The 23,955-nt window shown below is 33.3% G+C and carries 20 protein-coding genes and 1 tRNA gene; 17 read left to right on the top strand and 4 right to left on the bottom strand.

Annotated elements, in window-relative coordinates:
• Positions 1 to 7 precede the first annotated feature (7 nt).
• The 6 genes from Q0998_RS02755 to Q0998_RS02730 all read left to right on the top strand — a co-directional run bounded on the left by Q0998_RS02755 (position 8) and on the right by Q0998_RS02730 (position 8,141).
• Complete coding sequence (locus Q0998_RS02755; RefSeq protein ID WP_299665929.1) at positions 8 to 1,288, top strand: sugar isomerase; 1,281 nt, start codon at positions 8 to 10, stop codon at positions 1,286 to 1,288.
• 10 nt (positions 1,289 to 1,298) lie between these two features.
• Positions 1,299 to 2,672 carry an FGGY family carbohydrate kinase gene (locus Q0998_RS02750; protein WP_299665926.1) on the top strand — a complete coding sequence of 458 codons (1,374 nt, stop codon included), beginning with the start codon at positions 1,299 to 1,301 and terminating at the stop codon, positions 2,670 to 2,672.
• Between the two features lie 6 nt (positions 2,673 to 2,678).
• Complete coding sequence (locus tag Q0998_RS02745) at positions 2,679 to 3,824, top strand: alpha-hydroxy acid oxidase (protein WP_299665923.1); 1,146 nt, start codon at positions 2,679 to 2,681, stop codon at positions 3,822 to 3,824.
• 105 nt (positions 3,825 to 3,929) lie between these two features.
• Complete coding sequence (locus Q0998_RS02740; RefSeq protein WP_299665920.1) at positions 3,930 to 5,342, top strand: hypothetical protein; 1,413 nt, start codon at positions 3,930 to 3,932, stop codon at positions 5,340 to 5,342.
• Between the two features lie 304 nt (positions 5,343 to 5,646).
• Positions 5,647 to 6,909 carry a Gfo/Idh/MocA family oxidoreductase gene (locus Q0998_RS02735; RefSeq protein ID WP_299665917.1) on the top strand — a complete coding sequence of 421 codons (1,263 nt, stop codon included), beginning with the start codon at positions 5,647 to 5,649 and terminating at the stop codon, positions 6,907 to 6,909.
• Positions 6,910 to 6,932: 23 nt separating this feature from the next.
• The gene (locus Q0998_RS02730) at positions 6,933 to 8,141 is read left to right on the top strand and encodes a Gfo/Idh/MocA family oxidoreductase (protein WP_299665916.1); all 1,209 of its coding nucleotides are present in this window, start codon (positions 6,933 to 6,935) and stop codon (positions 8,139 to 8,141) included.
• A 74-nt stretch (positions 8,142 to 8,215) separates the two neighbouring features.
• Here the strand turns inward: Q0998_RS02730 and Q0998_RS02725 are convergent.
• Positions 8,216 to 8,289: transfer RNA gene (locus Q0998_RS02725), tRNA-Ile, on the bottom strand.
• Positions 8,290 to 8,349: 60 nt separating this feature from the next.
• The gene (locus tag Q0998_RS02720) at positions 8,350 to 9,321 is read right to left on the bottom strand and encodes a polyprenyl synthetase family protein (protein WP_299665913.1); all 972 of its coding nucleotides are present in this window, start codon (positions 9,319 to 9,321) and stop codon (positions 8,350 to 8,352) included.
• Positions 9,322 to 9,448: 127 nt separating this feature from the next.
• On the opposite strand from Q0998_RS02720, the gene Q0998_RS02715 reads away from it, so the two are divergent.
• The 5 genes from Q0998_RS02715 to Q0998_RS02695 all read left to right on the top strand — a co-directional run bounded on the left by Q0998_RS02715 (position 9,449) and on the right by Q0998_RS02695 (position 17,174).
• Positions 9,449 to 10,048, top strand: coding sequence for a TetR/AcrR family transcriptional regulator (locus Q0998_RS02715; RefSeq protein ID WP_299665910.1), 600 nt, complete (start codon positions 9,449 to 9,451; stop codon positions 10,046 to 10,048).
• A 7-nt stretch (positions 10,049 to 10,055) separates the two neighbouring features.
• Positions 10,056 to 11,462 (top strand): TolC family protein, encoded by a 1,407-nt coding sequence (locus Q0998_RS02710; RefSeq protein ID WP_299665908.1) that lies wholly within the window; start codon positions 10,056 to 10,058, stop codon positions 11,460 to 11,462.
• Between the two features lie 10 nt (positions 11,463 to 11,472).
• The gene (locus Q0998_RS02705; RefSeq protein ID WP_299665906.1) at positions 11,473 to 12,645 is read left to right on the top strand and encodes an efflux RND transporter periplasmic adaptor subunit; all 1,173 of its coding nucleotides are present in this window, start codon (positions 11,473 to 11,475) and stop codon (positions 12,643 to 12,645) included.
• A gap of 7 nt (positions 12,646 to 12,652) precedes the next feature.
• Entirely contained in the window at positions 12,653 to 16,147 is a 3,495-nt protein-coding gene (locus Q0998_RS02700; protein WP_299665903.1) for an efflux RND transporter permease subunit, read from the top strand.
• 547 nt (positions 16,148 to 16,694) lie between these two features.
• A complete protein-coding gene (locus tag Q0998_RS02695; protein WP_299666332.1) occupies positions 16,695 to 17,174 on the top strand; it encodes a regulatory protein RecX in 480 nt (159 codons plus the stop codon).
• Between the two features lie 294 nt (positions 17,175 to 17,468).
• Here Q0998_RS02695 and Q0998_RS02690 read toward each other — a convergent pair whose 3' ends face one another.
• Complete coding sequence (locus Q0998_RS02690) at positions 17,469 to 17,978, bottom strand: nuclear transport factor 2 family protein (protein ID WP_299665901.1); 510 nt, start codon at positions 17,976 to 17,978, stop codon at positions 17,469 to 17,471.
• A 2-nt stretch (positions 17,979 to 17,980) separates the two neighbouring features.
• Positions 17,981 to 18,610: a hypothetical protein gene (locus Q0998_RS02685; RefSeq protein ID WP_299665899.1), complete on the bottom strand. Its 630-nt coding sequence runs from the start codon at positions 18,608 to 18,610 to the stop codon at positions 17,981 to 17,983.
• A gap of 176 nt (positions 18,611 to 18,786) precedes the next feature.
• On the opposite strand from Q0998_RS02685, the gene Q0998_RS02680 reads away from it, so the two are divergent.
• From Q0998_RS02680 to Q0998_RS02655, 6 genes are all read left to right on the top strand, one after another.
• On the top strand, positions 18,787 to 19,728 hold the full coding sequence (locus Q0998_RS02680) for an NAD-dependent epimerase/dehydratase family protein (protein WP_299665897.1): 942 nt from the start codon (positions 18,787 to 18,789) through the stop codon (positions 19,726 to 19,728).
• Positions 19,729 to 19,790: 62 nt separating this feature from the next.
• Positions 19,791 to 20,402, top strand: coding sequence for a thioredoxin family protein (locus Q0998_RS02675; protein WP_299665895.1), 612 nt, complete (start codon positions 19,791 to 19,793; stop codon positions 20,400 to 20,402).
• A gap of 87 nt (positions 20,403 to 20,489) precedes the next feature.
• Positions 20,490 to 20,975, top strand: a complete 486-nt coding sequence (locus Q0998_RS02670) for an ABC transporter ATPase (RefSeq protein ID WP_299665894.1) — start codon at positions 20,490 to 20,492, stop codon at positions 20,973 to 20,975.
• 6 nt (positions 20,976 to 20,981) lie between these two features.
• Positions 20,982 to 22,133 carry a lycopene cyclase family protein gene (locus tag Q0998_RS02665; protein ID WP_299665890.1) on the top strand — a complete coding sequence of 384 codons (1,152 nt, stop codon included), beginning with the start codon at positions 20,982 to 20,984 and terminating at the stop codon, positions 22,131 to 22,133.
• Positions 22,134 to 22,188: 55 nt separating this feature from the next.
• A complete protein-coding gene (locus Q0998_RS02660) occupies positions 22,189 to 23,340 on the top strand; it encodes a tyrosine-type recombinase/integrase (protein ID WP_299665888.1) in 1,152 nt (383 codons plus the stop codon).
• Between the two features lie 64 nt (positions 23,341 to 23,404).
• On the top strand, positions 23,405 to 23,887 hold the full coding sequence (locus Q0998_RS02655; RefSeq protein ID WP_299665886.1) for a hypothetical protein: 483 nt from the start codon (positions 23,405 to 23,407) through the stop codon (positions 23,885 to 23,887).
• Positions 23,888 to 23,955: the final 68 nt, after the last annotated feature.

Raw genomic sequence — 23,955 nt, 5'->3', positions numbered from 1 at the left:
GATTTTTATGAAATTAACAAAACAGCATATAGCAGACGACAATAAAAAAAGTCTTGCTTTACAAAACAATCAGTATCACTTTTTAGCAGATACTTTAACTGCAAAAGGACATGATGTACATCATATGGTATCGAAATTAAGTGATTTTCAAGTGGCAATTCCTAGTTGGGCTTTGGGTGCTGGTGGAACTCGTTTTGGACGTTTTTCTTTTTACGGAGAACCATCAACACTAGAACAAAAATTAGATGATGTAGGCATTTTACACGCCTTAACACAAACTGCTGGTGCGGTTTCTTTGCACATTCCTTGGGACATTCCTTCCGATTATGCAGCCATCAAACAACAAGCAGATAGCTTACAGATCAAATTCGATTCTGTAAATTCAAACACCTTTCAAGATCAAAAAAATGCGAAAGAAAGTTATAAATACGGCTCTTTAAGCAATACAAGTCAAGCGGTTCGTGAGCAAGCCATTGCGCATAATTTAGAGGTGATTAAAATCGGAGACAAATTAGGTTCTAAAAGCCTAACCGTTTGGTTGGCAGATGGTTCTTGTTTTCCGGGTCAAAACAATTTTCAAACCGCCTTACAAAATACACAAGACAGTTTAAAAGAAATTTACAAAGGTTTGCCAAAGGATTGGAAACTTCTCATTGAATACAAACCCTATGAACCCAACTTTTATGCTACAGTAATTCAAGATTGGGGCACCTCTTTTATGCTGGCAAATGAATGTGGTGAAAAAGCATTTTCTTTGGTTGATTTAGGACACCACTTGCCAAATTCGAACATCGAACAAATTGTCTCTATGTTAATGTTGAAGGGTAAATTAGGAGGCTTTCATTTTAACGATAGTAAATATGGTGATGATGATCTTACCGTTGGAAGTATCAAACCTTATGCACTTTTCTTAATTTTTAATGAATTGGTCTATGGGATGGAAAACAATCCTCAAAATCCAGATTTAGCCTGGATGATTGATGCCAGCCATAATGTAAAAGATCCTTTAGAAGATTTAATTCAATCTTTAGAAGCCATTCAAGAGGCTTATGCAAAAGCTTTGCTAGTAGATCAAAATGCATTAAGAAGGGCACAATTAGAAAATGATGTGGTTGCCTGTCAAGAAATTTTACAAGGTGCATATAGAACAGATGTGAGGCCTTTATTAGCGGCTGCAAGATTAAAAACGGGTGGCGCAATTCATCCAATACAAAGCTATAGAAATTTAAAGGTAAGAGATGGCTTGATCAAAGAAAGAGGAAAAAATACCATAGCCACAGGATTGTAAAATAAACATCATGAAACAAAAAGTAACTGCCGTTTTTGACATCGGAAAGACCAATAAAAAATTCTTTCTTTTTGATAAAAATTACAAAGAAGTATATCGAGAATATGCCTCTTTTGACGAGATTAAAGATGAAGATGGCTTTCCAACAGAAAATTTAGCGGCTTTACAAGCTTGGTTAAAGGAACTTTTTCAGCGCATTTTACATCATGAAGAGTTTACCATAAAAGCAATTAATTTTTCTACTTATGGTGCCAGTTTTGTGCATTTAGACGAATATGGAAATCCGTTAACACCACTTTACAATTATACCAAAGAAATTGACGCTACCGTTGTAGCCGATTTTTATAAAGAATACGGTCCAGAATTAGAATTTACGAGCACTACAGGTTCCCCAAAATCAGGGCTTTTAAATTCAGGGATGCAGCTCTATTGGATCAAATATACCCAACCAGAAATCTATAAAAAGATCAAACATTCGTTGCATTTACCACAGTATTTGAGCTTTATATTTACAGGAATTCCTTTTAGTGAATACACCAGTATTGGTTGCCATACTTCTTTGTGGAATTATGAAAAGAAAGACTATCATCATTGGGTCTACAAGGAAGAAATTCATAAAATTTTACCGCCAATTGTTTCCACAGAAACCAGTGTAAACATGAATTACAATGGCACAAGAATTAAAATAGGCGTAGGTATTCATGACAGTTCTTCTGCACTACTTCCGTATGTAAGAAGTGTAAAAAAACCATTTGTTTTGGTCTCTACAGGGACTTGGTCTATTGCCTTAAATCCGTTTTCAGACGTTCCTTTAACCATCGAAGAAACAAAAGCAGGTTGTATCAATTATATGAGAATTAATGGAAAACCCGTTAAATCTTCCCGTCTATTTTTAGGAAACGAATACAAATTACAAGTCGAAGAATTGTCGAAAAAATTTAATATAGACCAAGACTATCACAAGAATGTAGCTTTTGATTATGATGCCTATTCAGAAATTATAGCAGACTTTACCTATGCTTTTCGATGGAAATCTTTTGCTGATGAAAACATGCCACAAAAAACAACTTATGCTTACAATACATTTGAGCATGCATACCATCAATTAATGATAGAGTTGGTGCAATTGCAAGTACAAGGAATTAAAAGAATTGTAGATACCCAAGAAATTGATCGTTTGTATATTGATGGGGGTTTTACAGACAATGACCTGTACATAAAATTATTATCACATTATTTAAGAGGAATGAAATTACGCACTACCAAAGCTTCTTTAGGTTCTGCATTAGGCGCAGCCATTGCAATTTCAGACACCAAATTAAACTCAAAATTCTTGAAAAAGAATTATGCGCTAAAAAAACACGTTCCTTTTATTATCAAGTAAAAAACTATGGCCATAAAAATAGATACACGCTATCCATCTATAGATGATTTAAGAAATAAAGCACGAAAAAAAATTCCAAAATTTGCTTTTGAGTATTTAGACGGTGGTTGTAATGAAGACGTCAATCTGCACAGAAATACTTCAGAATTAAGGGAGGTGCAATTACAACCAAATTATTTACGAAATCATGGCGGTTCTTCTACCAAAACCAAATTGTTTGGCATTGAGTATGACGCGCCTTTTGGAATTGCGCCTGTGGGTTTGCAAGGTTTGATGTGGCCAAATGCTCCAGAAATCTTAGCAAAAGCTGCTTTCGAGCACAATATTCCGTTTGTTTTAAGCACCGTTACCACCACAAGCATCGAAAGAGCAGCAGAGTTAACAGAAGGCAAAGCCTGGTTTCAATTATACCATCCTACAGAAGACCGTTTGCGTAACGATCTCTTAAAAAGAGCTGCCGCTGCAGCATGCCCAGTGTTGGTGATTCTGTGTGATGTGCCTAGTTTTGGCTTTAGACCAAGAGACATCAGAAATGGTTTGGCAATGCCTCCTAAAATGAACGTTAGTAATATTCTGCAAGCCTTTGGCAGACCACATTGGAGCTTACAAACCTTAAAACATGGTATTCCTGGTTTTGCAAATTTACTCCCCTATATGCCAAAAAATTTAGACCTCAAACAATTGGGAAAATTTATGGATCAGACGTTTTCTGGAAGATTGAATGAAGAAAAAATAAAACCAATTCGTGATTTATGGAAAGGTAAAATTGTCTTAAAAGGAGTGGCTTCTCATGATGATGCCGAACAAGCCATTCGCTTAGGCTTAGACGGAATTATTGTGTCTAATCACGGGGGAAGACAGTTAGATGCTGGAGAATCCTCCATCAAACCATTGACCTCGATTGCCGAAAAATATGGTAATCAAATTGAAGTGATGATGGATAGTGGCATTCGTTCTGGCGTGGATGTTGCCAGAGCTTTGGCTTCTGGTGCTAAATTTACATTTCTAGGACGTTCTTTTATGTATGGCGTTGCTGCATTGGGTAAAAAAGGTGGAGACCATACCATCTCTTTATTAAAAACAGAATTACAACAAGTAATGGAACAAATTTGCTGCGAGCGTGTAGCGGATTTTCCAGAGCACTTAATCTAAAAAACAGGAAGTAAGATATCAGACGAATTGACTTCAAGATTGAACAATTAAAGTTATAGGTCTTGAAGTCAATTTTTAAAAAAAATCAATCAAAAACACAAACTTATGAGTCAAGTAAGCATAGAATCAGATCAAATTGAAGAAATCGCTGGCGGAGAATTTGAAAGAGAACCCGTTCCGAAATCCAAATTAAAAGGCTGGGGAAGTTTTTTAGGAATGTATGCGGGAGAGCATGCTGCGGGTACCGAATTTATGATCGGACCGCTTTTTTTAACAGCGGGGGTTAGTGCCTTTGATTTAATTGTAGGTTTGTTAATCGGGAATTTGTTGGCTGTTTTGAGCTGGCGTTTTTTAACAGCTGAAATTGCGGTTAAAAATAGATTGACTTTGTATTTTCAATTAGAAAAAATTTGTGGTAAAAAATTAGTCACTGCCTACAATTTGGCAAACGGAATTTTGTTTTGCTTTTTAGCAGGTTCTATGATTACCGTTTCAGCAACTGCTGTGGGGATTCCTTTTGATATGGAAATGCCAAAATTAACAGACACCATGCCAAATGGAGTGACTTGGGTAGTTATTGTTATTGCCATTGGTGCCGTGATTTCTCTGATTGCTTCTAAAGGCTATGATACCGTTTCTAAAGCAGCAAACTGGATGTCGCCCGTAATTGTATTGGCTTTTATAGCCTGTGGAATTGTTGCTTTAAATCAATTAGGTGTGGAAAGTTTTTCTAACTTTTGGAACATTTGGGGCGAAGGCTCTGAACCCTTTCCTGGACAAACAAAATTTACCTTTTGGCATGTGGTTATTTGGTCTTGGTTTGCCAACGGAGCCATGCATATTGGCATGTCTGATTTGTCTGTTTTTCGATTTGCTAAAAAAGCAAGTGCCGGTTGGATGACTGCGGCAGGCATGTATGTAGGACATTATATGGCGTGGATTGCTGCGGCACTTTTATATGCGGTGTATTTAAAATCTCCAGAAGCCTTGTCTTTTTTAAATAATGGCGAAGCGCCACCAGTTGCACCAGGACCTTTGGCAAACAATGCCATTGGTGTTTTTGGAATCATTGCCGTGGTTTTAGCCGGCTGGACTACCGCCAACCCAACCATTTATAGAGCAGGTTTGGCCTTTCAAGCCATCATCCCAAAAGCGTCTACTTTTTGGATAACTATTATTGCAGGAACCATCGCGACGATCGCTGGTTTATTTCCTGCTTTCGCCATGAAATTATTAGGCTTTGTTGCCTTATATGGATTTATTCTAGCTCCTATAGGTGCTGTCATTGTCTTTGAACATTTCTTCGCAGAAAAATTCGGAATTATAAAAAATTATGCTGAAATAGCAGGAATTAAAGTCAATAACGCCGTGCTCTTTGCTTGGGCTATTAGTTTTGGGTTGTTTTACTTTATCTCCGTCCAATTTGACGTATTTCTATCCTTTGTTACATTTCCCGCTTGGCTATTAAGTGGGGTTTTGTTCTTGGTTTTTAGTAAGAAAATTCAAAAGAAAAAATGAAGAAAGTGGTGGAAAGAATGATAATTATTTGAATTAGGAACTGTTTAAAACAACTTCTTTTTTTATTCTAATCATTATCAAACCTTATAGGATAGCGTATTATTACAGAAAACTTATTTTAGTAGCTATTGTAAAATGAAAAACCTCGCCCCAAGGGTATGAGGTATCAAGTAGAAATTTCTTTTTTATTTCGACATAGAGCATCGAGGAACCAGCCTGCCGCCTGGCAGGTAAAACCCATAGATCCCGCTAAAAAAAAACGTTAGCGGGTGCAGGTATTGCCGTTGCCAATTCAGCTATGGCAATGTCTGCAAAAAGTTATACTAATATTATAGGTGCTAATGACAGAATACATGTTGCAATCGCAGGTTTAGGAAGAAGATTAAACGCATTTAAACAACCAATCGCGCTAAAAGAAAGCAATGTAAAGTTGTTATATCTGTGCGATGTTATGGAAAGTCAATGTATAAAAGGTTTAAAAGAATTTAGAAAACATATTGATTACAATCCGAAATTAGAAAATGATATCCGAAAAGTTTTAGACGATAAAGATGTTGATGTACTTATAAATGCTACGCCAGATTACTGGCACACACCTGGTTCAATTATGGCGATGCAGGCAGGAAAGCATGTATATGTTGAAAAACCAAGCAGCCATAATATGTATGAAAATGAGCAATTAGTAAAAGCTGCAAAACATTTTCATAAAGTGGTTCAAATGGGAAATCAACAACGTTCATCAAATCATACTATAGACATTATAAAAGAAATTCACAGCGGAGTTATTGGAAAACCATACAAAGCGGTTGCTTTTTATAGCAACGGAAGAGGAAAAGTTCCTTTGCAGAAAAAAGCAGCTATTCCTAAAGGTTTAGATTGGAACTTATTTCAAGGACCAGCTCCTAGAAGAGAGTATACTTCAGAAACATGGAATTATAATTGGCATTGGTATGGTTGGGAATATGGAACAGCAGAAGCAGGAAATAATGGAACCCATGAATTAGACATTGCAAGATGGGCTTTACAGGTAGATTATCCACAGCAGGTGTATGTTGAAGCAGAGAAACGACATTTTTTAGAGGATGGTTGGGAAATGTATGATGATATGGAAGCTACTTTTAAATTTGCAGATGACAAGGTTATAAAGTGGGATGGAAAATCCCGAAATAACTACAGCACTTATGGTGCAGGAAGAGGAACCATAATATATGGTACAGAAGGTACTGTATTTGTAGATAGAAATAAATATAAATTGTTTGATAAGAGAGGAGAACTAGTAAAAGAGTTCGATTCAAACTCTAAAGAAGCCGGAAACGTTTTAGGCGGCGGTGGAGATACATCTACACAACACGTCCAAAATCTTTTCGAAACCATCAGAGGGAAAGCCAAATTAAATGCCCCAATTGATGATGCGAGTGTGAGTATGGCCATGGTGCATTACGCAAATATTGCCTACAGAATTAACAAAGGTTTTGATGTTGATGATACAACAGGAATCATGTACGATCGTGAAGCAATGGCATTGTGGAGTAGAACCTACGAGCCTGATTGGGATATCAAGTTTTAAGCATCTTAATAAATACATTTAAAATGGATAGACGTAAGTTTCTAATAAAAGGAGGTGCAGTAACAGCATCTTTAATAGCAACAACATCAGTTTTGGCCAATATTGGGTCTGATTTTAATGCTGAAAGAAAAATTAATATTGGTATAATCGGTACTGGTAATAGAGGTAATGGATTGATTCCATTTATAAATGAAATTGAAAATTTAAATGTTTATGCCTGTTGTGATATTCTTCCATTTCGTCTTGAAAAAGGATTAAAACGAACAAACGGAACAGCAAAGGGCTACGCCGATTATAAGGATTTATTAAATGATAAAAATGTTGATGCGGTTTTAATTGCATCAACATTTAGCACACATGCTCAAATAGCAATTGACGCCATAAATGCAGGAAAGCATATTTACTGCGAAAAAACAATGGCAAAGGGCTATAGAGGAGTTTTAAACTTGGTTGAAAAAGTAAAAAATTCGAAGTTAATCTTTCAAACAGGACACCAATATCACAGTTCCAGATTGTACACCCACGTTGTAAAACTAATAAAAGAAGGTAAAGTAGGAAATATTTCTGCTTTTGATTGTCAATGGAATAGACATGGAAATTGGAGAAGGCCAGTGCCAAAACCAAGCTTAGAAAAAGCGATTAACTGGCGAATGTATAGAGAATATTCAGGAGGTTTGGTGGCTGAATTATGCTCTCATCAAATTGACTTTGTAAATACTATTTTAGAAGAAAATCCGCTTCAAGTTATGGGAACTGGAGGTGTTGACTATTATAAAGATGGCCGTGAGACCTATGATAATGTGCATTTAATTTATAATTATCCAAATGGAATCGAGGCTAAGTTTACCTGTATTTTAAACAATGAAAAAGATGGGTATCAAATAAAAGTTATTGGCGATAAAGGCACTATTGTAATTACCACAAATACTGCTAAGTTTTATCCAGAAGGGAGAAAAAAACAACCGTCTAAAATGTCAAAAGAAGTGGATGGTGTTTCTGGTGCTACCTGGCAAGCAGATGATGTTGACTATTACGAACCGATTGATGTTTCTCACAAAAACCCAAGTAAACAAGCCTTGATGGATTTTAGAGATAGTATTTTAAAAAGAAAAGAACCAGATTCAAATGTTATTTCAGGTGCAAAAGCAGCAATATGCGTTCAAATGGGATTGGACGCCATGTATAATAATGAAATTGTTTATTGGAAACCTGAATTTGATTTGGACGATTGATTTATAACAAATAATTAGAACCAAAAAAACCTTAAAAATCAGTAGATTTTTAAGGTTTTTGTTTCAAAATAAAGTGGTCCCACTTGGGCTCGAACCAAGGACCCTCTGATTATGAGTCAGATGCTCTAACCAGCTGAGCTATGGGACCGAAATTATTGGGTGCAAATGTACTATTTATTTTAAAATCTTACAATAAAAAAGAAAAATCTTAAACAGATCTATCCATCAACCACAAACCGAAGTTCTTTAGTTGCTGTTTAGCATCCTCTTCAATATCCATTTTAGATAAGGTTTCGAATGCTTTTTGAGTATAATTTTCTATTTCTTCTTTTATCAATGTAGGAATGTTATTTAGCTCGAACACTCTTCTAACATCTGCAATTTTAACTGAATTTTCTTTTAATTTTTTTCTATAAAAATATTTTAGTTTTCCTTTGTCATTTTCACTTGAAACTTCCAAAGCTTTTAAATATAAATACGTTTTTTTATTCTCTATAATGTCCCCTCCTACTTGTTTCCCGAATGTTTCTGGATCTCCAAAAGTGTCTAAAAAATCATCTTGCAACTGAAAAGCCAATCCTAAATTCAAACCAAAATCATAAATCAAATTGGCATTTTCATCATTGGTTTCAGCAACAATAGCCCCCATTTTTAAAGCTGCAGCGACTAGAACAGATGTTTTTAAACGAATCATGTTAATATATTCATCGATGGTAACATCACTTCTTGTTTCAAAATCTACATCTAATTGCTGCCCATCACACACTTCTAACGCGGTTTTACTAAACAATTTTGCCAATTTTTGAAAAACAACAGGCTCATAGTTTTCAAAATATTGATACGCCAAAATTAACATCGCATCTCCAGAAAGAATTCCTGTATTGATGTCCCATTTTTCATGAACAGTCGCTTTTCCTCTTCTTAAAGGTGCGGCATCCATAATATCATCATGCACCAAAGTAAAATTATGAAAAACCTCTACAGCCAAAGCTGCTGGCAAAGCCTTTTTAAAATCACCAGAAAAAATATCGGTAGCCATTAACGTAAGTACAGGTCTTATTCTTTTTCCTCCTAATTGTAGAATATAATCTATGGGTTCGTACAAGTTTTTAGGCTCGTGAATCCAGTTTTTTGATGCTAAATAAGATAAAAATGCTGTTTGATAATGTAAAATGTCCAAATCTGTAATTTTTTGTAAAAATAATGTAAAGAATTTTCTCTTTCTACATCAAATGTTAAAAAATCATTAAAACTTTGGAAACTTTTTTTGTTTCTAAAGTTTCCATTTGTATATTTGCATCCGAAATATGAGAGAAAAAATATTAGAAGCATCAAAAGATCTGTTCTTAAACTTAGGTTTTAAGAGTGTAACTATGGACGAAATTGCCAGTAATATGGGTGTTTCTAAAAAAACCATTTACAAGTACTTTAAGAATAAAACCGCACTTGTTGCGGCTGTAGCAGATTATATGTTTGAGACAATTTGCTGCGGAATTGATGGTATACTTGAACAAGAAACCAATCCTATTGATGAATTGTTTGCTATCAAAAAATTAGTGATGAATCATCTGAAGAATGAAAAAGCTTCTCCTTTTTATCAATTCCAAAAGTATTATCCAAAGATATTTACTGTTTTAAGAAAAAATCAGTTTGAAATTATGCAAGATACTATAACGGATAATTTAGAACGAGGAATTAAAATGAATCTTTACAGAGAAAATTTAAACAAAGATTTTATCTCAAGAATATATTTTTATGGTGTAAGTACCATAAAAGATCAAGATAATTTTCCATTAACACATTTTTCTATGGGAGAGTTAATGAACTATTATTTAGAATACCACATTAGAGGAATTGCCACTGAAAAAGGAATCCAAGAATTAAAAAATCAATTAACACACAAATAAATATACAATGAAAAAAACAGTATTGGCAGTGGTAGCTTTCTTTTTTCTATATGCTATAAACGCGCAAGAAAAAACGATGCAACTCTCTTTAGAAGAAGCTATAAATTTTGCTTTAGAGAATAGTTACAATACACAAGCTGCTAGAAACGACATGAATGCTGCAAAAGAAAAAGTTTGGGAAACCACCACCATTGGTTTGCCTCAAGTGAATGCGAAAGTAGATTATCAAAATTTTTTAAAGCAACCTGTTTCTTTATTACCAGCAGCAGCTTTCGATAATACAACCTCTACCGTAGAAACCGTAGAAGATTATTTTGATTTAGAAAGAAATAGAGATCCTACTGCACCAGATGGTTTTATTCCAGTCGTTTTTGGAACAAAACAGAACGTAAATGCTTCTGTAACATTAACACAACTATTATTTGATGGTTCTTATTTAGTAGGTTTACAAGCTGCTAAAACGTTTTTAAAAATTTCTGAACAAGCAGAAGAAAAAACAGCATTGGTAACAAGAGAGGCTGTTATTAATGCGTATGGAAATGTTTTAGTAACCGAAAAAAGCATTTTAATTTTAGAAGGCAATATTAAAATTTTACAAAAGAATTTTAATGATGCAAAAAAAATCTATGAAAATGGATTAAACGAAGAGGAAGACGTAGAACAGTTAGAAATAACCTTAGGCAACCTTAAAAATCAATACAACAGTGTTGTTCGAATGAAAGAAATCGCATATCAAATGTTGAATCTTTCTTTGGGAAATGCTACCAATACAAACCTAATTTTAACAGATACCTTAGATGGTTTGGCAGAAGAGAACATCAATTTGGCATTGATTGGAACAGCATTTAATTATACCAATCATATCGATTTTAGAATTTCTGAAAACGATAGAGAAACCAAAAGATTAATGGTAAAGTTAGAACAAAGTAAAGCATTGCCTAGCTTAAACGCATTTGTAAATTATGGAAGTCAGGCTTTTTCAGATTCTTTTACTTTTTTTAATGGCAACCAACAATGGTTTGGTTCTTCTTTATTAGGAGTAAGTTTAAATGTGCCTATTTTTAGTAGCTTCGGAAGAAAATCTAAAACTGCACAAGCAAAAATAGCCTTAGAAACTGCCGATTTAAGATTAGAAGAAACCAGGCAAAAACTCTCTTTACAAGCTCAAAAAGCAAAAAATGACTATCAGTTGAGTATTGAAAATTATGAGACTTCTAAAAAGAACGTTGGTTTGGCAGAAAGAATAGAAAAGAAACAACGAATTAAATTTTTTGAAGGAATTTCTTCTAGTTTCGATCTGTTACAAGCACAAAATCAATTGTACGCACAACAGCAAAACTATATACAATCTATGCTAAATGTAATTGCACAAAAAGCTGCTTTAGAAAACGCATTAAACATTCCAACTAAATAACCAAATGATCATGAAAAACATATATGTATTACTCTTAACAGTGCTTATTATCACTTCTTGTGGAAACGAAAAAGAAGTATCTGTAGCCGACGTTTTAGCGACTAATGATGTGGCACAAATAAAATCTAAAAAAGCAACACTCGATGCAAAACAACAAGCATTATCCGTAGATTTAAAACAATTGAACGATAAGTTAGATGATTTAAACGAAGATAAAAACATACCTTTAATTACTACCATGAAGGTAGAAGAACAAGTTTTTACACACTTTATCGAATTACAAGGGAATGTACAAACAAAACAGAATGTTTTGGTATATCCTGAAATGCCTGGCATCTTAAAAAGTGTCTATGTAAAAGAAGGCCAAAGAGTAAAAAAAGGACAAGTGCTGGCTAGAATTGACGATGGTGGAATGTCGCAACAATTAGCACAATTAGAAGCAAATGCACAATTGGCAAAAACAACGTTCGAGCGTCAAAAAAGATTGTGGGATCAAAAAATTGGCTCAGAAATTCAGTTTTTACAGGCTAAAACATCTTATGAGGCACAAAATAGTACTGTAAATCAATTAAAAAGACAGCTAGGGAAATCTACTATTAGAGCACCTTTCTCTGGAATTATTGATGATGTTTTTAAAGAAAGAGGAACAGTTGTTGCGCCTGGTGCTGGTTCAGAAATTTTTAGAATTGTAAACCTGTCTAATATGTATATTGAAACGGAAGTTCCAGAAACGTATATTGGGAGCATTACAGAAAATAAAACGGTAGAAGTGAATTTTCCTGTGTTGGGTGAAACAGTGGAATCTAAGATTAGACAAGTTGGTAATTTTATCAACCCGAACAACAGATCCTTTAAAATAGAAATAGGCGTACCAAGTTTAGAAGGTAAAGTAAAACCAAACTTAACGGCAAGGTTAAAATTGAATGACTATACAAACGCGAATGCAATTTTAATTCCGCAGTCTATTATTTCAGAAAATGCAAATGGCGAACAATATATTTATATCCTAAAAGATAAAAAAGACAATAATGAAGCTGTTGCAGAAAGACTCATTATAGAAACAGGAAAAACGCAAGGAGATTTCATTGAAGTTACAAAGAACCTTGCTGCAGATGCTGAAATAATTATGGAAGGTGCAAGAAGTGTAAATAACGGTCAGGTTGTTAAAGTGATCAATAAATAGTAGAAAGATGGCGAAAAAAAATAAACAAGTAGATAAAGAATTTAAACTTTCTTCTTGGGCAATAAATAATAAAACTACTATTTATGTCTTGATGTTTTTGATTCTTTATTTAGGAATTTCGGCATACTTTACAATGCCTAGAGAGAATTTTCCAGAAATAAACGAAACGAAAATTTACATTAGTTCTGTCTATCCTGGTAACACCGCAGAAGATATAGAGAAACTCATTACCAATCCGTTAGAAGACAAGTTAAAGTCTGTAAGTAATGTGGTAGAAATTACCTCTACTTCTCAAGAAGATTACTCGATTATTACGGTAGAGTTTGATGAAAATATTGATGTAGACAAAGCGAAACAAAAGGTAAAAGACGAAATTGATCAAGAAACTGCAGGCGAAGATTGGCCAACATTTAATGGTGCAAAAGTAAGCCCCAATGTGTTTGAGCTGAGCATGTCTGAAGAAATACCCATTCTAAATATCAATATTTCTGGAAATTACCCAGTTGCTAAGTTGAAAGAATATGGGGAATATTTACAAGATGAAATTGAAGATTTAACAGAAATAAAAAAAGTAGACATTCGTGGTGCGCAAGAAAAAGAAGTAGAAGTTGCGGTAGACATCTATAAAATGATGGCTGCAAAAGTCAGTTTCGATGATATTACCAATGCTATCAACCGTGGAAACGTTACCATGTCTGCTGGTAATTTTATTACAAGTCAGCAAAGAAGAACCATTCGAATTATTGGTGAAATTGAAAAACCGTCAGATTTAGGAGATTTTGTAGTGAAAGCAGAAAATGGAAATCCTATTTATTTAAAAGACGTTGCAGAAATTTCTTTTAAAGACAAAGACAAAACAACCTATGCAAGAGAAAACGGACATGCTGTTGTCATGTTAGATGTGAAGAAAAGATCTGGTGAAAACATGGTTGCTGCTGCAGATAAAGTGGGCAAAATTGTAAAAGATGCTACTAAAAATAATTTTCCTCCAGATTTACAAGTCACAATTACAAATGACCAATCGCCAAAAACAATCGGTCAAGTAGATGATTTGGTCAACAACATCATATTTGGAGTCATTTTAGTAGTGATTGTTTTAATGTTTTTCCTTGGCTTCAAAAACGCCATTTTTGTTGGTTTTGCAATACCAATGTCTATGTTTATGTCTTTAATGATATTGGGCGGTTTAGGCTATACTTTAAATACAATGGTTCTTTTTGGTCTCATTATGGGGCTGGGAATGCTGGTGGATAATGGAATTGTGGTGGTAGAAAACGTCTATCGTTTGATGGACGAAGAAGGAATGACCAGAATTGAAGCCGCCAAAAAGGGAATTGGAGAAATTGCGTTTCCAATTATTATTTCTACGGCAACAACCGTAGCAGCCTTTATTCCTTTGGGTCTTTGGCCAGGAATTATGGGTCAGTTTATGGTGATATTACCCATTACGTTATCCATTGTATTAGGTTCATCTTTATTTGTAGCTATTTTCTTTAATTCGGTTTTGGTTTCTCAATTCATGAGTACAGAAGATAAAGATATGCCCTTAAAAAGCATTATTAAATTAACCAGTATGATGGCTATTATTGGTTTGCTTATTTTCTTCTTTGGTGGAGATTATAATGCTTTGGGAACCTTAATTTTATTCACCGCTATTATGTTGTGGGTATATAGATTGGTGTTAAGAAAAGGAGCCAATTACTTTCAAAAAAACACCTTGGTTTCCTTAGAAAACTGGTATGGAAGACAATTAAAAAAAGCATTGTCTGGTTGGACACCTTATGTTCTAGTAACAGGAACTTTTGTACTGTTATTTATTGCATTTGTAGCATTTGGTTGGTCTGTTGGTGAACAAAGAACAAAAATTGAGTTTTTTCCAGACAACAAACCAAATCAGATTATTGTCTATATAGAATATCCTGAAGGAACAGATATCGAAAAAACCAATGAAATTACCTTAGCAATAGAACAAAAGGTCTTTGGCGTTTTAAACCAAGATATGTATACCGAAAATGGTAGAAATTTTATAGTAGAAAGTACCGTTTCTCAAGTGGGTGAAGGTGCTGGTAATCCGCAAACAGATGGTGGTTCTTCCGCAGAAATGCCACATAAAGGAAAAATTACCGCTTCTATGCGAGAGTACAAGTATAGAAAGGGAGAAGATAGTGAAGTGTTACGTCAAAAAGTACAAGCTGCTTTGGTGGGTATTTATCCTGGCGTTTTAATTTCGGTAGAAAAAGATGCGAATGGACCACCTGCAGGATCTCCAATTAATATTGAATTGAACGGTGAAGATTACGAAGAATTGATTTTTACAGCAGAGAGAATGCGCGATTATTTAAATACACAAAGTATTTCTGGAGTTGATGAATTAAAGATTGATGTTAACAAATCAAAACCAGGCATGCAGGTTTTGGTGGATCGTAAAAAAGCAGGAGAATTAGGTGTGACCACAGGGCAAGTTGGGCAACAATTAAGAGCCGCTATTTTTGGAAACAAAGCAGGAATTTATAAAGAGAATGGCGAAGATTATGATATCTATGTCCGTTTTAATAAAGATGACCGATATAATAAAAGTGCTGTTTTCAATCAGAAAATAACCTTTAGAGATCAAGCTTCTGGGAAAATTAAGGAAATTCCTGTTTCGGCAGTCGCTTCTCAATCCAATAGTTCTGGATTTAGTGCCATAAAACACAAAGATGTTAAACGTGTAGTTACGGTGTATTCTGCGCTTTCTCCTGGAGAAACAGATGCGGGTGCTGTGGTCGCAAGAATTCAGAATTCTATGAAGGGTTTTAAAGATTTGCCAAAAGGAATTAAAATAGATTATACAGGCCAGATTGAAGAACAAAATAAACAAATGACCTTTTTGGTGGGTGCGTTTTTTACAGGTTTAATGCTAATTTTCTTTATCTTAATTTTCCAATTTAATTCGGTTTCAAAACCAGGAATTATCATGTTGGCCATCTTTTTAAGTTTTATTGGCGTATTTGGAGGTTTGGTAATATCTGGAGCGCCCTTTGTAATTATGATGACGATGGTGGGTATTATTTCACTGGCAGGAATTGTAGTAAATAACGGAGTTGTTTTGCTAGATTATGCACAATTATTAATTGATCGAAGAAAGCTACAAGACGGTGTTGCTAAAGAAGATTATTTACCATTAGAGAGTTTGTTTGAATCTGTTGTAAAAGCGGGTAAAGCGCGTTTAAGACCTGTTTTACTAACGGCAATTACGACCATTTTAGGATTGATTCCGTTAGCGATTGGTTTAAACATTAACTTTTTTACTTTATTTAGTGAGTTTGATGCAAATATTTATATGGGCGGAGACAATGTTGTTTTCTGGGGACCATTGGCAAAAACTGTTATTTATGGTTTGTTAATTGCAACCTTTTTAACGTTAATTGTAGTGCCTATTTTATTCTTTTTAATTACAAAGTTTAAAATGAGATTGAAAGGACAATTGCCTCATCAATTAGAAAAGCAAGAACTTGCTTAAACAATAAAGTATAAATTTAAATTAGAGGGTTGAAATTATTATGATTTCGACCCTTTTTTTGTTAAGTACTTAACAAGCTTAGCATTTTATCCTGCAAGGTCTTCAAGACCTTGTAGGTATTAAAAAAGCTAACTATATACTTATAGGGTTCGTTTTGTTAACTTGTATAGGTATGCAAGGTTTTGTAGAAATAAATGATATCTATTTAACAATTTTTAATTTGGGCGTTTTAATGCACTTTCCACTATCTCTTTTTATGCTGAATTTATTTCAGCATCTCGCTCGCAAAATAAAGAATCTGCTTATTTATAACAGATACTGCATCGAGTTGAGCATAAAAAGGTTAAGAATATCAACAGTTATTCGAACGGTTTCAATTTCTAACGTTCATTGAATATTTACTAAAATCCTGCAAGGTTTTTTTAACCTTGTAGGTATATTTTAAAAAGAATCTATGTAAACCTACAAGGCTAAAAAAACCTTGCAGAAATTAAAAAGAGGTTGGAGATTCATTGAATCTCCAACCTCTTTTTGTATTTTCGAAGGTATGTTTGGAAAAAAGAAAAAGTCTTTTACAGTGGATGAATTAAAACGAAAGTTAGAAAATTACTGTGTCTATCAAGATCGCTGTCATAAAGAAGTAGAACAAAAAATGCGCGAGTACAATTTGATTCCTGAAGCTAGAGAATTGATTTTGCTAAGTTTGATGAAAGATAACTTTTTAAACGAAGAACGGTTTTCTAAAAGTTTTGCTCGTGGAAAATTCCGAATTAAAAGTTGGGGAAAACAACGCATTGTTCGAGAATTAAAATTTAAAGATATCTCTGCTTACAACATCAAAACAGCTTTAAAAGAAATTGATGAAACTGAATATATTGCCACAATTTATCGAATTACAGAAAATAGAAATGCCGTAATTTCTGAACCCAATATTTATAAAAGAAAGAAAAAACTAATTGATTTTTTAATGCGAAAAGGTTTTGAAAGTGAACTGATTTATAAGGTTGTAAATGAAGTGGTTTCTTGAATATTTAGCTACTATTAATAAATGGTAAAAAGATCTTCGACAAGCTCAGATTGACATTCTTATTATTTATTGGTTTTAGGAATTAAAATAATAATGATAAACTAATAAATTTGATTGTTTGAATTTAGAAATTGCCATAGTTTACAAGAAAACAAACTTCCAAAAGACAATAGTTAGCAAAAACTCTTAGCCCTGATTGAGTGGCTTGTTTGAGCTCTTTTTAGGTTTCTGATAAAATATCAGCGACCTAAAAAAGCGAGTAACGAAAGCAGGAAACAGCTTCAAAAAATCTGGCTAATACTTCTCTAAAAAAAGAGCATCGTTCTTCTTTTTTGCTAAAATTACTGCCTGAATATCATCATTTGGTATGGTTACAGACAGCACATAATGCTTTATTTTCCAAATAGTATCTTTTTTTTCTAACACTCCAGAACCTCTGCAGGTTCCCATCCAAGTGATTAACAACTCATCAAACCAAACAAAATTGCCGTTTTCATTTACATAGACATTGCGTTCTAAGGTTTTAAAATTCCACGCTTTGCCTTTGTCAAAATAAGGTTTGCTAAAAGCTGCAAATTGCTTTTTTGTCCAAATTTCTTCTGCGGCAGTTCCAATATAAACCGCAGCACTGTCCATTTTGCCAAAATACTCCTCAAAATTAGCTTCTGATGCTGCTTTGTGCCAATTGACTAACAAAATATGCACCTCTTTTTTTATAGCAGCTGTATCTACGTTAATTTCTTTAGAAGTACTGCACTCATAAAAAAAGAAAATACCGAGAATTAAAACTAAAAATTTTTTCATAATTATTGTTCTCTTTTTTGAGATCCGTTATCTAGATTATTCTTGTCAAGTATTTTTTGTTTGATTCTTAAATCTATCGATTTTTTAGAAACACTGTCTATTCTTGAGCTGTCTAAACCAATAAACTTTACATCTACATCAATATCATTTTCAAAATTTATTTTCGCTAATACAGCATTTATCTTCGTATTTAAAGCAGAAAAAGCAAGCATGGTTTTATCTATTTGTGTATTTACCTCATTGGGTTTTATAGCAGAAATGGTAATCAAATCTGCCAATCTTAAAGTTTCATTATTTAAAATATTAATTCTTGCATCTAGAGAAGGTGTCTCAAAAATTTTTGGTTTTACACTGTCTTTTAAATTTTTAACTAAGCCTTGTAATTCTAAAGCATTGCTTAATGCTTCATTGGGTGATATTTTTCTAAATCTTACAAAAAAAGAATCAATTGCTTTGAGTTCTTTCCAATCTTCTACATCTTTCCAAAAAACGGGCAAAACATTTTCTGTTGGTGTATGTGTACTTACCAAACTCATTAAAGGTTTTGGTTTTTTTAAGGCATCTTTATCTCGCTTCTTATTACCACAAGAAATTACAAAAAGACTTAATATGAGAAGACATGTATATTTCACAATGCTGTTTTAAAAGGTAAAAATACGCAAATTAATAGCTTCCGCTCTCTTTTTAAGAAAACCCTAACAAAACATAAATATTAGCTATAAAATTATTGAATAATAATTTATTTAAAATATAATTACGAATCCTTAAATTAATTACCTTTGTTATTGATTTTAATTGAATTTTAAAAATGAGTGAAATTATTCTAGTAATAGGTGCGAGCGGTCAAATTGGTAATGAACTCACCCAAAAGCTACGTGCTATCTATGGAAATAATCATGTGATTGCTTCAGATATTAGAGCAGGAAACGAGGAAATGATGACTTCTGGTCCCTTCGAAATTATAGATGCCACAGACAAAGAAACCATTTTAAAAGTGGTGAAAAAATACAAGGTTTCTCAGATTTATTTGTTGGCCGCCATGCTGTCTGCAACTGCGGAAAAATTTCCTCAGAAAGCTTGGGATTTGAATATGACCTCTCTTTTAAATGTCTTAGACTTGGCAAAAGAAAAACACATACAACAAGTGTATTGGCCAAGTTCTATTGCTGTCTTTGGACCTACAACTCCAAAAGAAAATACGCCTCAAAAAACAATCATGGAACCTGCTACGGTTTATGGAATTAGTAAACTTTCTGGCGAATTTTGGTGCAATTATTACCATGAAAAATTTGGCGTAGATGTTAGAAGTTTACGGTATCCTGGTATTATTTCTTGGAAAACAAAACCTGGCGGCGGCACTACAGATTATGCCGTAGATATTTATTTTAAAGCTGTGGAAGAGGGCAGTTTTGAATGTTTTTTAGCTGAAGAAACTCGTTTGCCAATGATGTATATGAATGATGCTGTAAATGCAACCATTCAATTGATGCGGGCTTCTCCTAAAGATGTAAAAATTAGAACTGCTTATAATTTGGCAGCCATAGATTTTTCACCAAAAGAAATTGCAGCAGCAATTAAAAAGCATATTCCTGATTTTACAATATCTTACAAACCAGATTTTCGACAAGAAATTGCAGATAGCTGGCCTTCTTCTATAGACGATTCTGAAGCTAGAAAAGATTGGGGTTGGAAACATGATTTTAATTTATCTTCTATGACAAAAGACATCCTTAACCATTTAAAATCTTAAAGTTTCTTTTGTAAGTTTAAAAACAAAAAGCGTCTAAGGTATAGAATTTAGCACCGACTAATATGAAGGAAATTATAGAAAAAAGTTTAGAGAAGTCCATCTCTTATCAGAAATATAGAATATTGATTAGTGATTTGTTATCGGAAGGAAAATCAACAGGGCCATATCAATCAGCAGCAATCACAAATTATAGTTTGTTGAATGACCGAAGAATGAAACGGTTAGATAAAACCCTAAAACTTTCTGAAGAAACAGTGCAAGCATTTCAAAATATTGAGGAACCACAAACTTGGCTAGTACTTACAGAAGGTTGGTGTGGTGATGCTGCACAAAATTTACCCGTAATTCATAAAATTGCAACTATTTCAGATAAAATAGATTTAAAATTAGTTTTAAGAGATGAAAATCTTGCCTTGATGGATTTGTTTTTAACCAACGGTGGAAGAAGCATTCCTAAATTAATTGCATTAGATAAAAATAATACAGTTATCGACACTTGGGGACCAAGACCTACTGTTGCCACAAAAATTGTGACAGACTACAAGGAAAAAAATGGTGTTTTAGATGCACAATTAAAAGAAGACTTACAGGTTTGGTACAATAAAGATAAAGGTGCAAGCGTACAAAAAGACTTTATGACACTTGTGAAAAATACGGTTTCTAAGGAGGTTTAGAAAATAATTATCCCAATACAAAACCGTAAGCTTATATTGAGCTTACGGTTTTTCTTTTGGTTATATTTGTACTTTATAAAAAAAACAATGTTTGTAGATTTTAAAGAAATTCCTGAAGATGCTAAAGTGTGGATTTACCCTTCTAGCAGAAAGTTTTATCCAAATGAAATTGAAGAAATAGAAGAAAAAATAAAAACTTTTGTAGAAAATTGGAAATCTGATGATGAAGATTTTAAAGCATCTTACCAATTTTTACACAACAGGTTTATTGTTTTCGCCGCAGATGATATCGCAAAAGCGCTAACACATACAGATATAGATGCCTCCGTTTCTTTTATTTTAGGTTTGCAGCAAGTATATGAAGTAGAACTTTTAGACAAAATGAATGTTTGCTTTAAACAGGGGAAATTTGTACAATATAAAGATTTAAAAGACTTTAAAAAACTACTAAAGAATAAAGCTTTAACGGGTAAAACCATCATTTTTGATAATTTAATTACCACCAAACAAGATTTTGAAAATTTTTGGGAAATTCCTATTGAAGAAAGTTGGTATCATCGGTTTTTGAAATAAATTTTTATGAAGTATGATTATATAATTGCAGGTTCAGGTTGTGCAGGATTGAGTTTGCTGTACCGAATGCTGCGAGAACATACACTACAAAATAAAAAGATTTTAGTTCTTGATAAAGAACTTAAAAACACCAATGATAGAACTTGGTGTTTCTGGGAGAAAACTCCGGGTTTATTTGAAGGAATTGTGCATTCAAAATGGAATACTTTAGAGTTTCTATCTACAGATTTTGAAGCAAAATTAGAGCTAGGTGCGTATACCTATAAAATGATTCAAGGTATTGATTTCTATGAATATGTAAGAAACTTTGCTCAGAATTTTACCAATGTTACGTTCTTACAAGAAAGTATTGTTGCCATTACTTCGGAAGAAAATTCTGCTACCGTAAAAACTGAAAATAATTCCTACGAAGGAAACTATGTTTTTAATTCTACGAGTATTTTTAACCCAAAAATCACAGTAGAAAACTCATTATTACAACATTTTAAAGGTTGGGTAATTAAAACAGAAGTACCTGTTTTTGATCCTGAAGTGGGTCGGTTGATGGATTTTAGATTGTCGCAAGAAAATGGTGCTACTTTTATGTATGTTTTGCCAACTTCTACTACAGCAGCTTTGGTTGAATACACACTTTTTAGTCCGACAGTTTTAGAGAAAGAAGCTTATAATGTAGCCTTAGAAAACTATATTAAAAACGAATTAAAGATTGATAAATATGTTATTTCTCATGAAGAATTTGGCGTAATACCAATGTCTTTAGCGAATTTTAAAAAAAGTATTGGGAAAAATATTATGAATATTGGCACTGCAGGTGGCTTTACAAAAGCAAGCAGTGGATATACTTTTCAATTTATACAAAAAGATGTTTCTGAAATTATTAGCAATTTAAAATTGGGTAAGAATCCTGACCTAAACTTATCTTTTAGAGACCGAGTATACAATTGGTACGACCGCACGTTAATAGCTGTTTTACTGTCTAAAAAATTAACAGGCGCACAAGTTTTTACCAAAATGTTTCAAAAAATACCTGCAGAAACAATATTAGCTTTTTTAGCAAATGAAAGTACGCTCTTAGAAGACATCTCTATCATGAAAAGCTTACCATTAAAACCATTTTTAACTGCTGGTTTAAAGCAACTTATCTACAAAAAAAAGTAATTATTACATATTCTTTCTTTTTTTTAGCTATATTTATACAGCTATAAAGAAAAAAATGGACGATACACTTACTATTTTTTTAGAACGAAAATTTCATCGGAAGAAACCGAGAATTCTTATCAAATTTGCTTACAGTAAAAAACTAATTGCCATAATAAGAGCTGTTTCTGGTTGTTATTGGAGTGCGACATTAAAATCTTGGTATTTAGAGGATACTCAAGAAAATTTAAAAATTATAACTACACTATTTTCAGGAATTTGTAAAATTGATGTTACAAAACTACATCCACCTAAAAGACAACTAAACAGTTCTCAAAAAACGTTGTTAAACAATTTTTACAAGTTTTTAAAAGGAAAAAGATATAGCAAAAGCACAGTGAATACCTATGTCTTTTTTATTGCAGACTTTATAAATTACCATCGAGACAAAGATTTAACACTTTTAAATAACAGAAGTGTAGAAGCATTTATTGAAACTATATTTATAAAGAGGAAGTATGCTGTAAGTACACAAAGGCAATTTATAAGTGCGTTAAAATTATTTACAATTTATTATCCCGATACTCATATTGAAAATTTAGAACTTACAAGACCAAAAAGGTCTAGAAAATTGCCAAGTATTCTATCACCAGAAGAAGTTGTTGCTATTTTACAAACTACTAAGAATTTAAAACACAGGGCAATTATTGCGCTGCTTTATTCCTCTGGTTTGCGCGTAGGAGAAATTACAAATTTGCAACTATCTAATATTGATATTGTCAGAAAACAAGTAAAAATTGTTTCAGGTAAAGGTAGAAAAGATCGGTTTGTAGTTTTAGCCAATTCGTTTTTACCTTTATTACAAAACTATTTACGTTCTTACAAGCCTCATTTTTATTTTATAGAAGGTCCAGGAAGGAACAAATATTCAGAAAGCAGTATTCGAAAGTTTTTACAAAAAAATGTTGCGTTAACAACTATTAAAAAGAAAGTTACACCCCATACTTTAAGACATAGCTATGCCACGCATTTATTAGAAAACGGAGTTAGTTTACGTCATATTCAAGAACTTTTAGGACATGCCAAACCAGAAACAACCATGATCTATACCCATGTTGCAAAAAAGGATTTATTAGCTATTCAAAGTCCATTAGATTCAATTTTAGTATCTTTAGAGAAAAATAACAAACAAGAAGAAAAGTTCCTTTTATCCGGAAATATCCTTTGATAAAGGGGAATCTTTTTCTTGATATAACGAGTTGCCAACAAGCTGAAAAAAATCCGAACACAAAATGAAAATCGAGTTTAAAGAAGAACAAAAATTTACACAATGGTGGCTTTGGCTGATTTTAAGCGGAATTGGAATTTTACCGATTTTCGGAATTTATAAGCAATTAATTCTCGGAGAAAAATTTGGAGATAAACCAATGTCTGACTTCGGACTGATAATTTTCTGTGTGTTTATTTTTGGTTTAATAGCTATGTTTGGGTTTATGCGATTGAAAACTGAAATCGACCAAAATGAAATCCGAATGAATTTCTTCCCTTTCGTTAAAAAGCGAGTAAATTGGAAAGAAATAAAAAACGCTGAAATTGTGAATTATGGATTTGTTGGAGGTTGGGGAATCCGACTTTGGACAAAATACGGAACTGTATATAATACGAAAGGAGATAAAGGTTTGGCGATTGAACTTCAGAATGGAAAAAAATTTCTAATCGGAACTCAAAAAGAAACTGAACTGAATAAAATAGTGGAAAAAGCCAGTTGGCAATAACTAAGTATATGGCGTGCCGATAGGCCAACGCTATATATTCTGTTGACTGATCCGGGAAGTTTTTAGAT

The organism is uncultured Polaribacter sp., from assembly GCF_947501385.1.
Taxonomy (GTDB): domain Bacteria; phylum Bacteroidota; class Bacteroidia; order Flavobacteriales; family Flavobacteriaceae; genus Polaribacter.
Note: the sequence above shows the minus strand (reverse complement) of the source record. Positions and strands in the feature narration are given on the sequence as shown.

Bases quoted from the DNA above. Each gene is read 5' to 3' on its own strand.
- Q0998_RS02755 (WP_299665929.1), top strand. From the start codon at position 8: ATGAAATTAACAAAACAGCATATAGCAGACGACAATAAAAAAAGTCTT.
- Q0998_RS02750 (WP_299665926.1), top strand. From the start codon at position 1,299: ATGAAACAAAAAGTAACTGCCGTTTTTGACATCGGAAAGACCAATAAA.
- Q0998_RS02745 (WP_299665923.1), top strand. From the start codon at position 2,679: ATGGCCATAAAAATAGATACACGCTATCCATCTATAGATGATTTAAGA.
- Q0998_RS02740 (WP_299665920.1), top strand. From the start codon at position 3,930: ATGAGTCAAGTAAGCATAGAATCAGATCAAATTGAAGAAATCGCTGGC.
- Q0998_RS02735 (WP_299665917.1), top strand. From the start codon at position 5,647: ATGTCTGCAAAAAGTTATACTAATATTATAGGTGCTAATGACAGAATA.
- Q0998_RS02730 (WP_299665916.1), top strand. From the start codon at position 6,933: ATGGATAGACGTAAGTTTCTAATAAAAGGAGGTGCAGTAACAGCATCT.
- Q0998_RS02715 (WP_299665910.1), top strand. From the start codon at position 9,449: ATGAGAGAAAAAATATTAGAAGCATCAAAAGATCTGTTCTTAAACTTA.
- Q0998_RS02710 (WP_299665908.1), top strand. From the start codon at position 10,056: ATGAAAAAAACAGTATTGGCAGTGGTAGCTTTCTTTTTTCTATATGCT.
- Q0998_RS02705 (WP_299665906.1), top strand. From the start codon at position 11,473: ATGAAAAACATATATGTATTACTCTTAACAGTGCTTATTATCACTTCT.
- Q0998_RS02700 (WP_299665903.1), top strand. From the start codon at position 12,653: ATGGCGAAAAAAAATAAACAAGTAGATAAAGAATTTAAACTTTCTTCT.
- Q0998_RS02695 (WP_299666332.1), top strand. From the start codon at position 16,695: ATGTTTGGAAAAAAGAAAAAGTCTTTTACAGTGGATGAATTAAAACGA.
- Q0998_RS02690 (WP_299665901.1), bottom strand. From the start codon at position 17,978: ATGAAAAAATTTTTAGTTTTAATTCTCGGTATTTTCTTTTTTTATGAG.
- Q0998_RS02680 (WP_299665897.1), top strand. From the start codon at position 18,787: ATGAGTGAAATTATTCTAGTAATAGGTGCGAGCGGTCAAATTGGTAAT.
- Q0998_RS02675 (WP_299665895.1), top strand. From the start codon at position 19,791: ATGAAGGAAATTATAGAAAAAAGTTTAGAGAAGTCCATCTCTTATCAG.
- Q0998_RS02670 (WP_299665894.1), top strand. From the start codon at position 20,490: ATGTTTGTAGATTTTAAAGAAATTCCTGAAGATGCTAAAGTGTGGATT.
- Q0998_RS02665 (WP_299665890.1), top strand. From the start codon at position 20,982: ATGAAGTATGATTATATAATTGCAGGTTCAGGTTGTGCAGGATTGAGT.
- Q0998_RS02660 (WP_299665888.1), top strand. From the start codon at position 22,189: ATGGACGATACACTTACTATTTTTTTAGAACGAAAATTTCATCGGAAG.
- Q0998_RS02655 (WP_299665886.1), top strand. From the start codon at position 23,405: ATGAAAATCGAGTTTAAAGAAGAACAAAAATTTACACAATGGTGGCTT.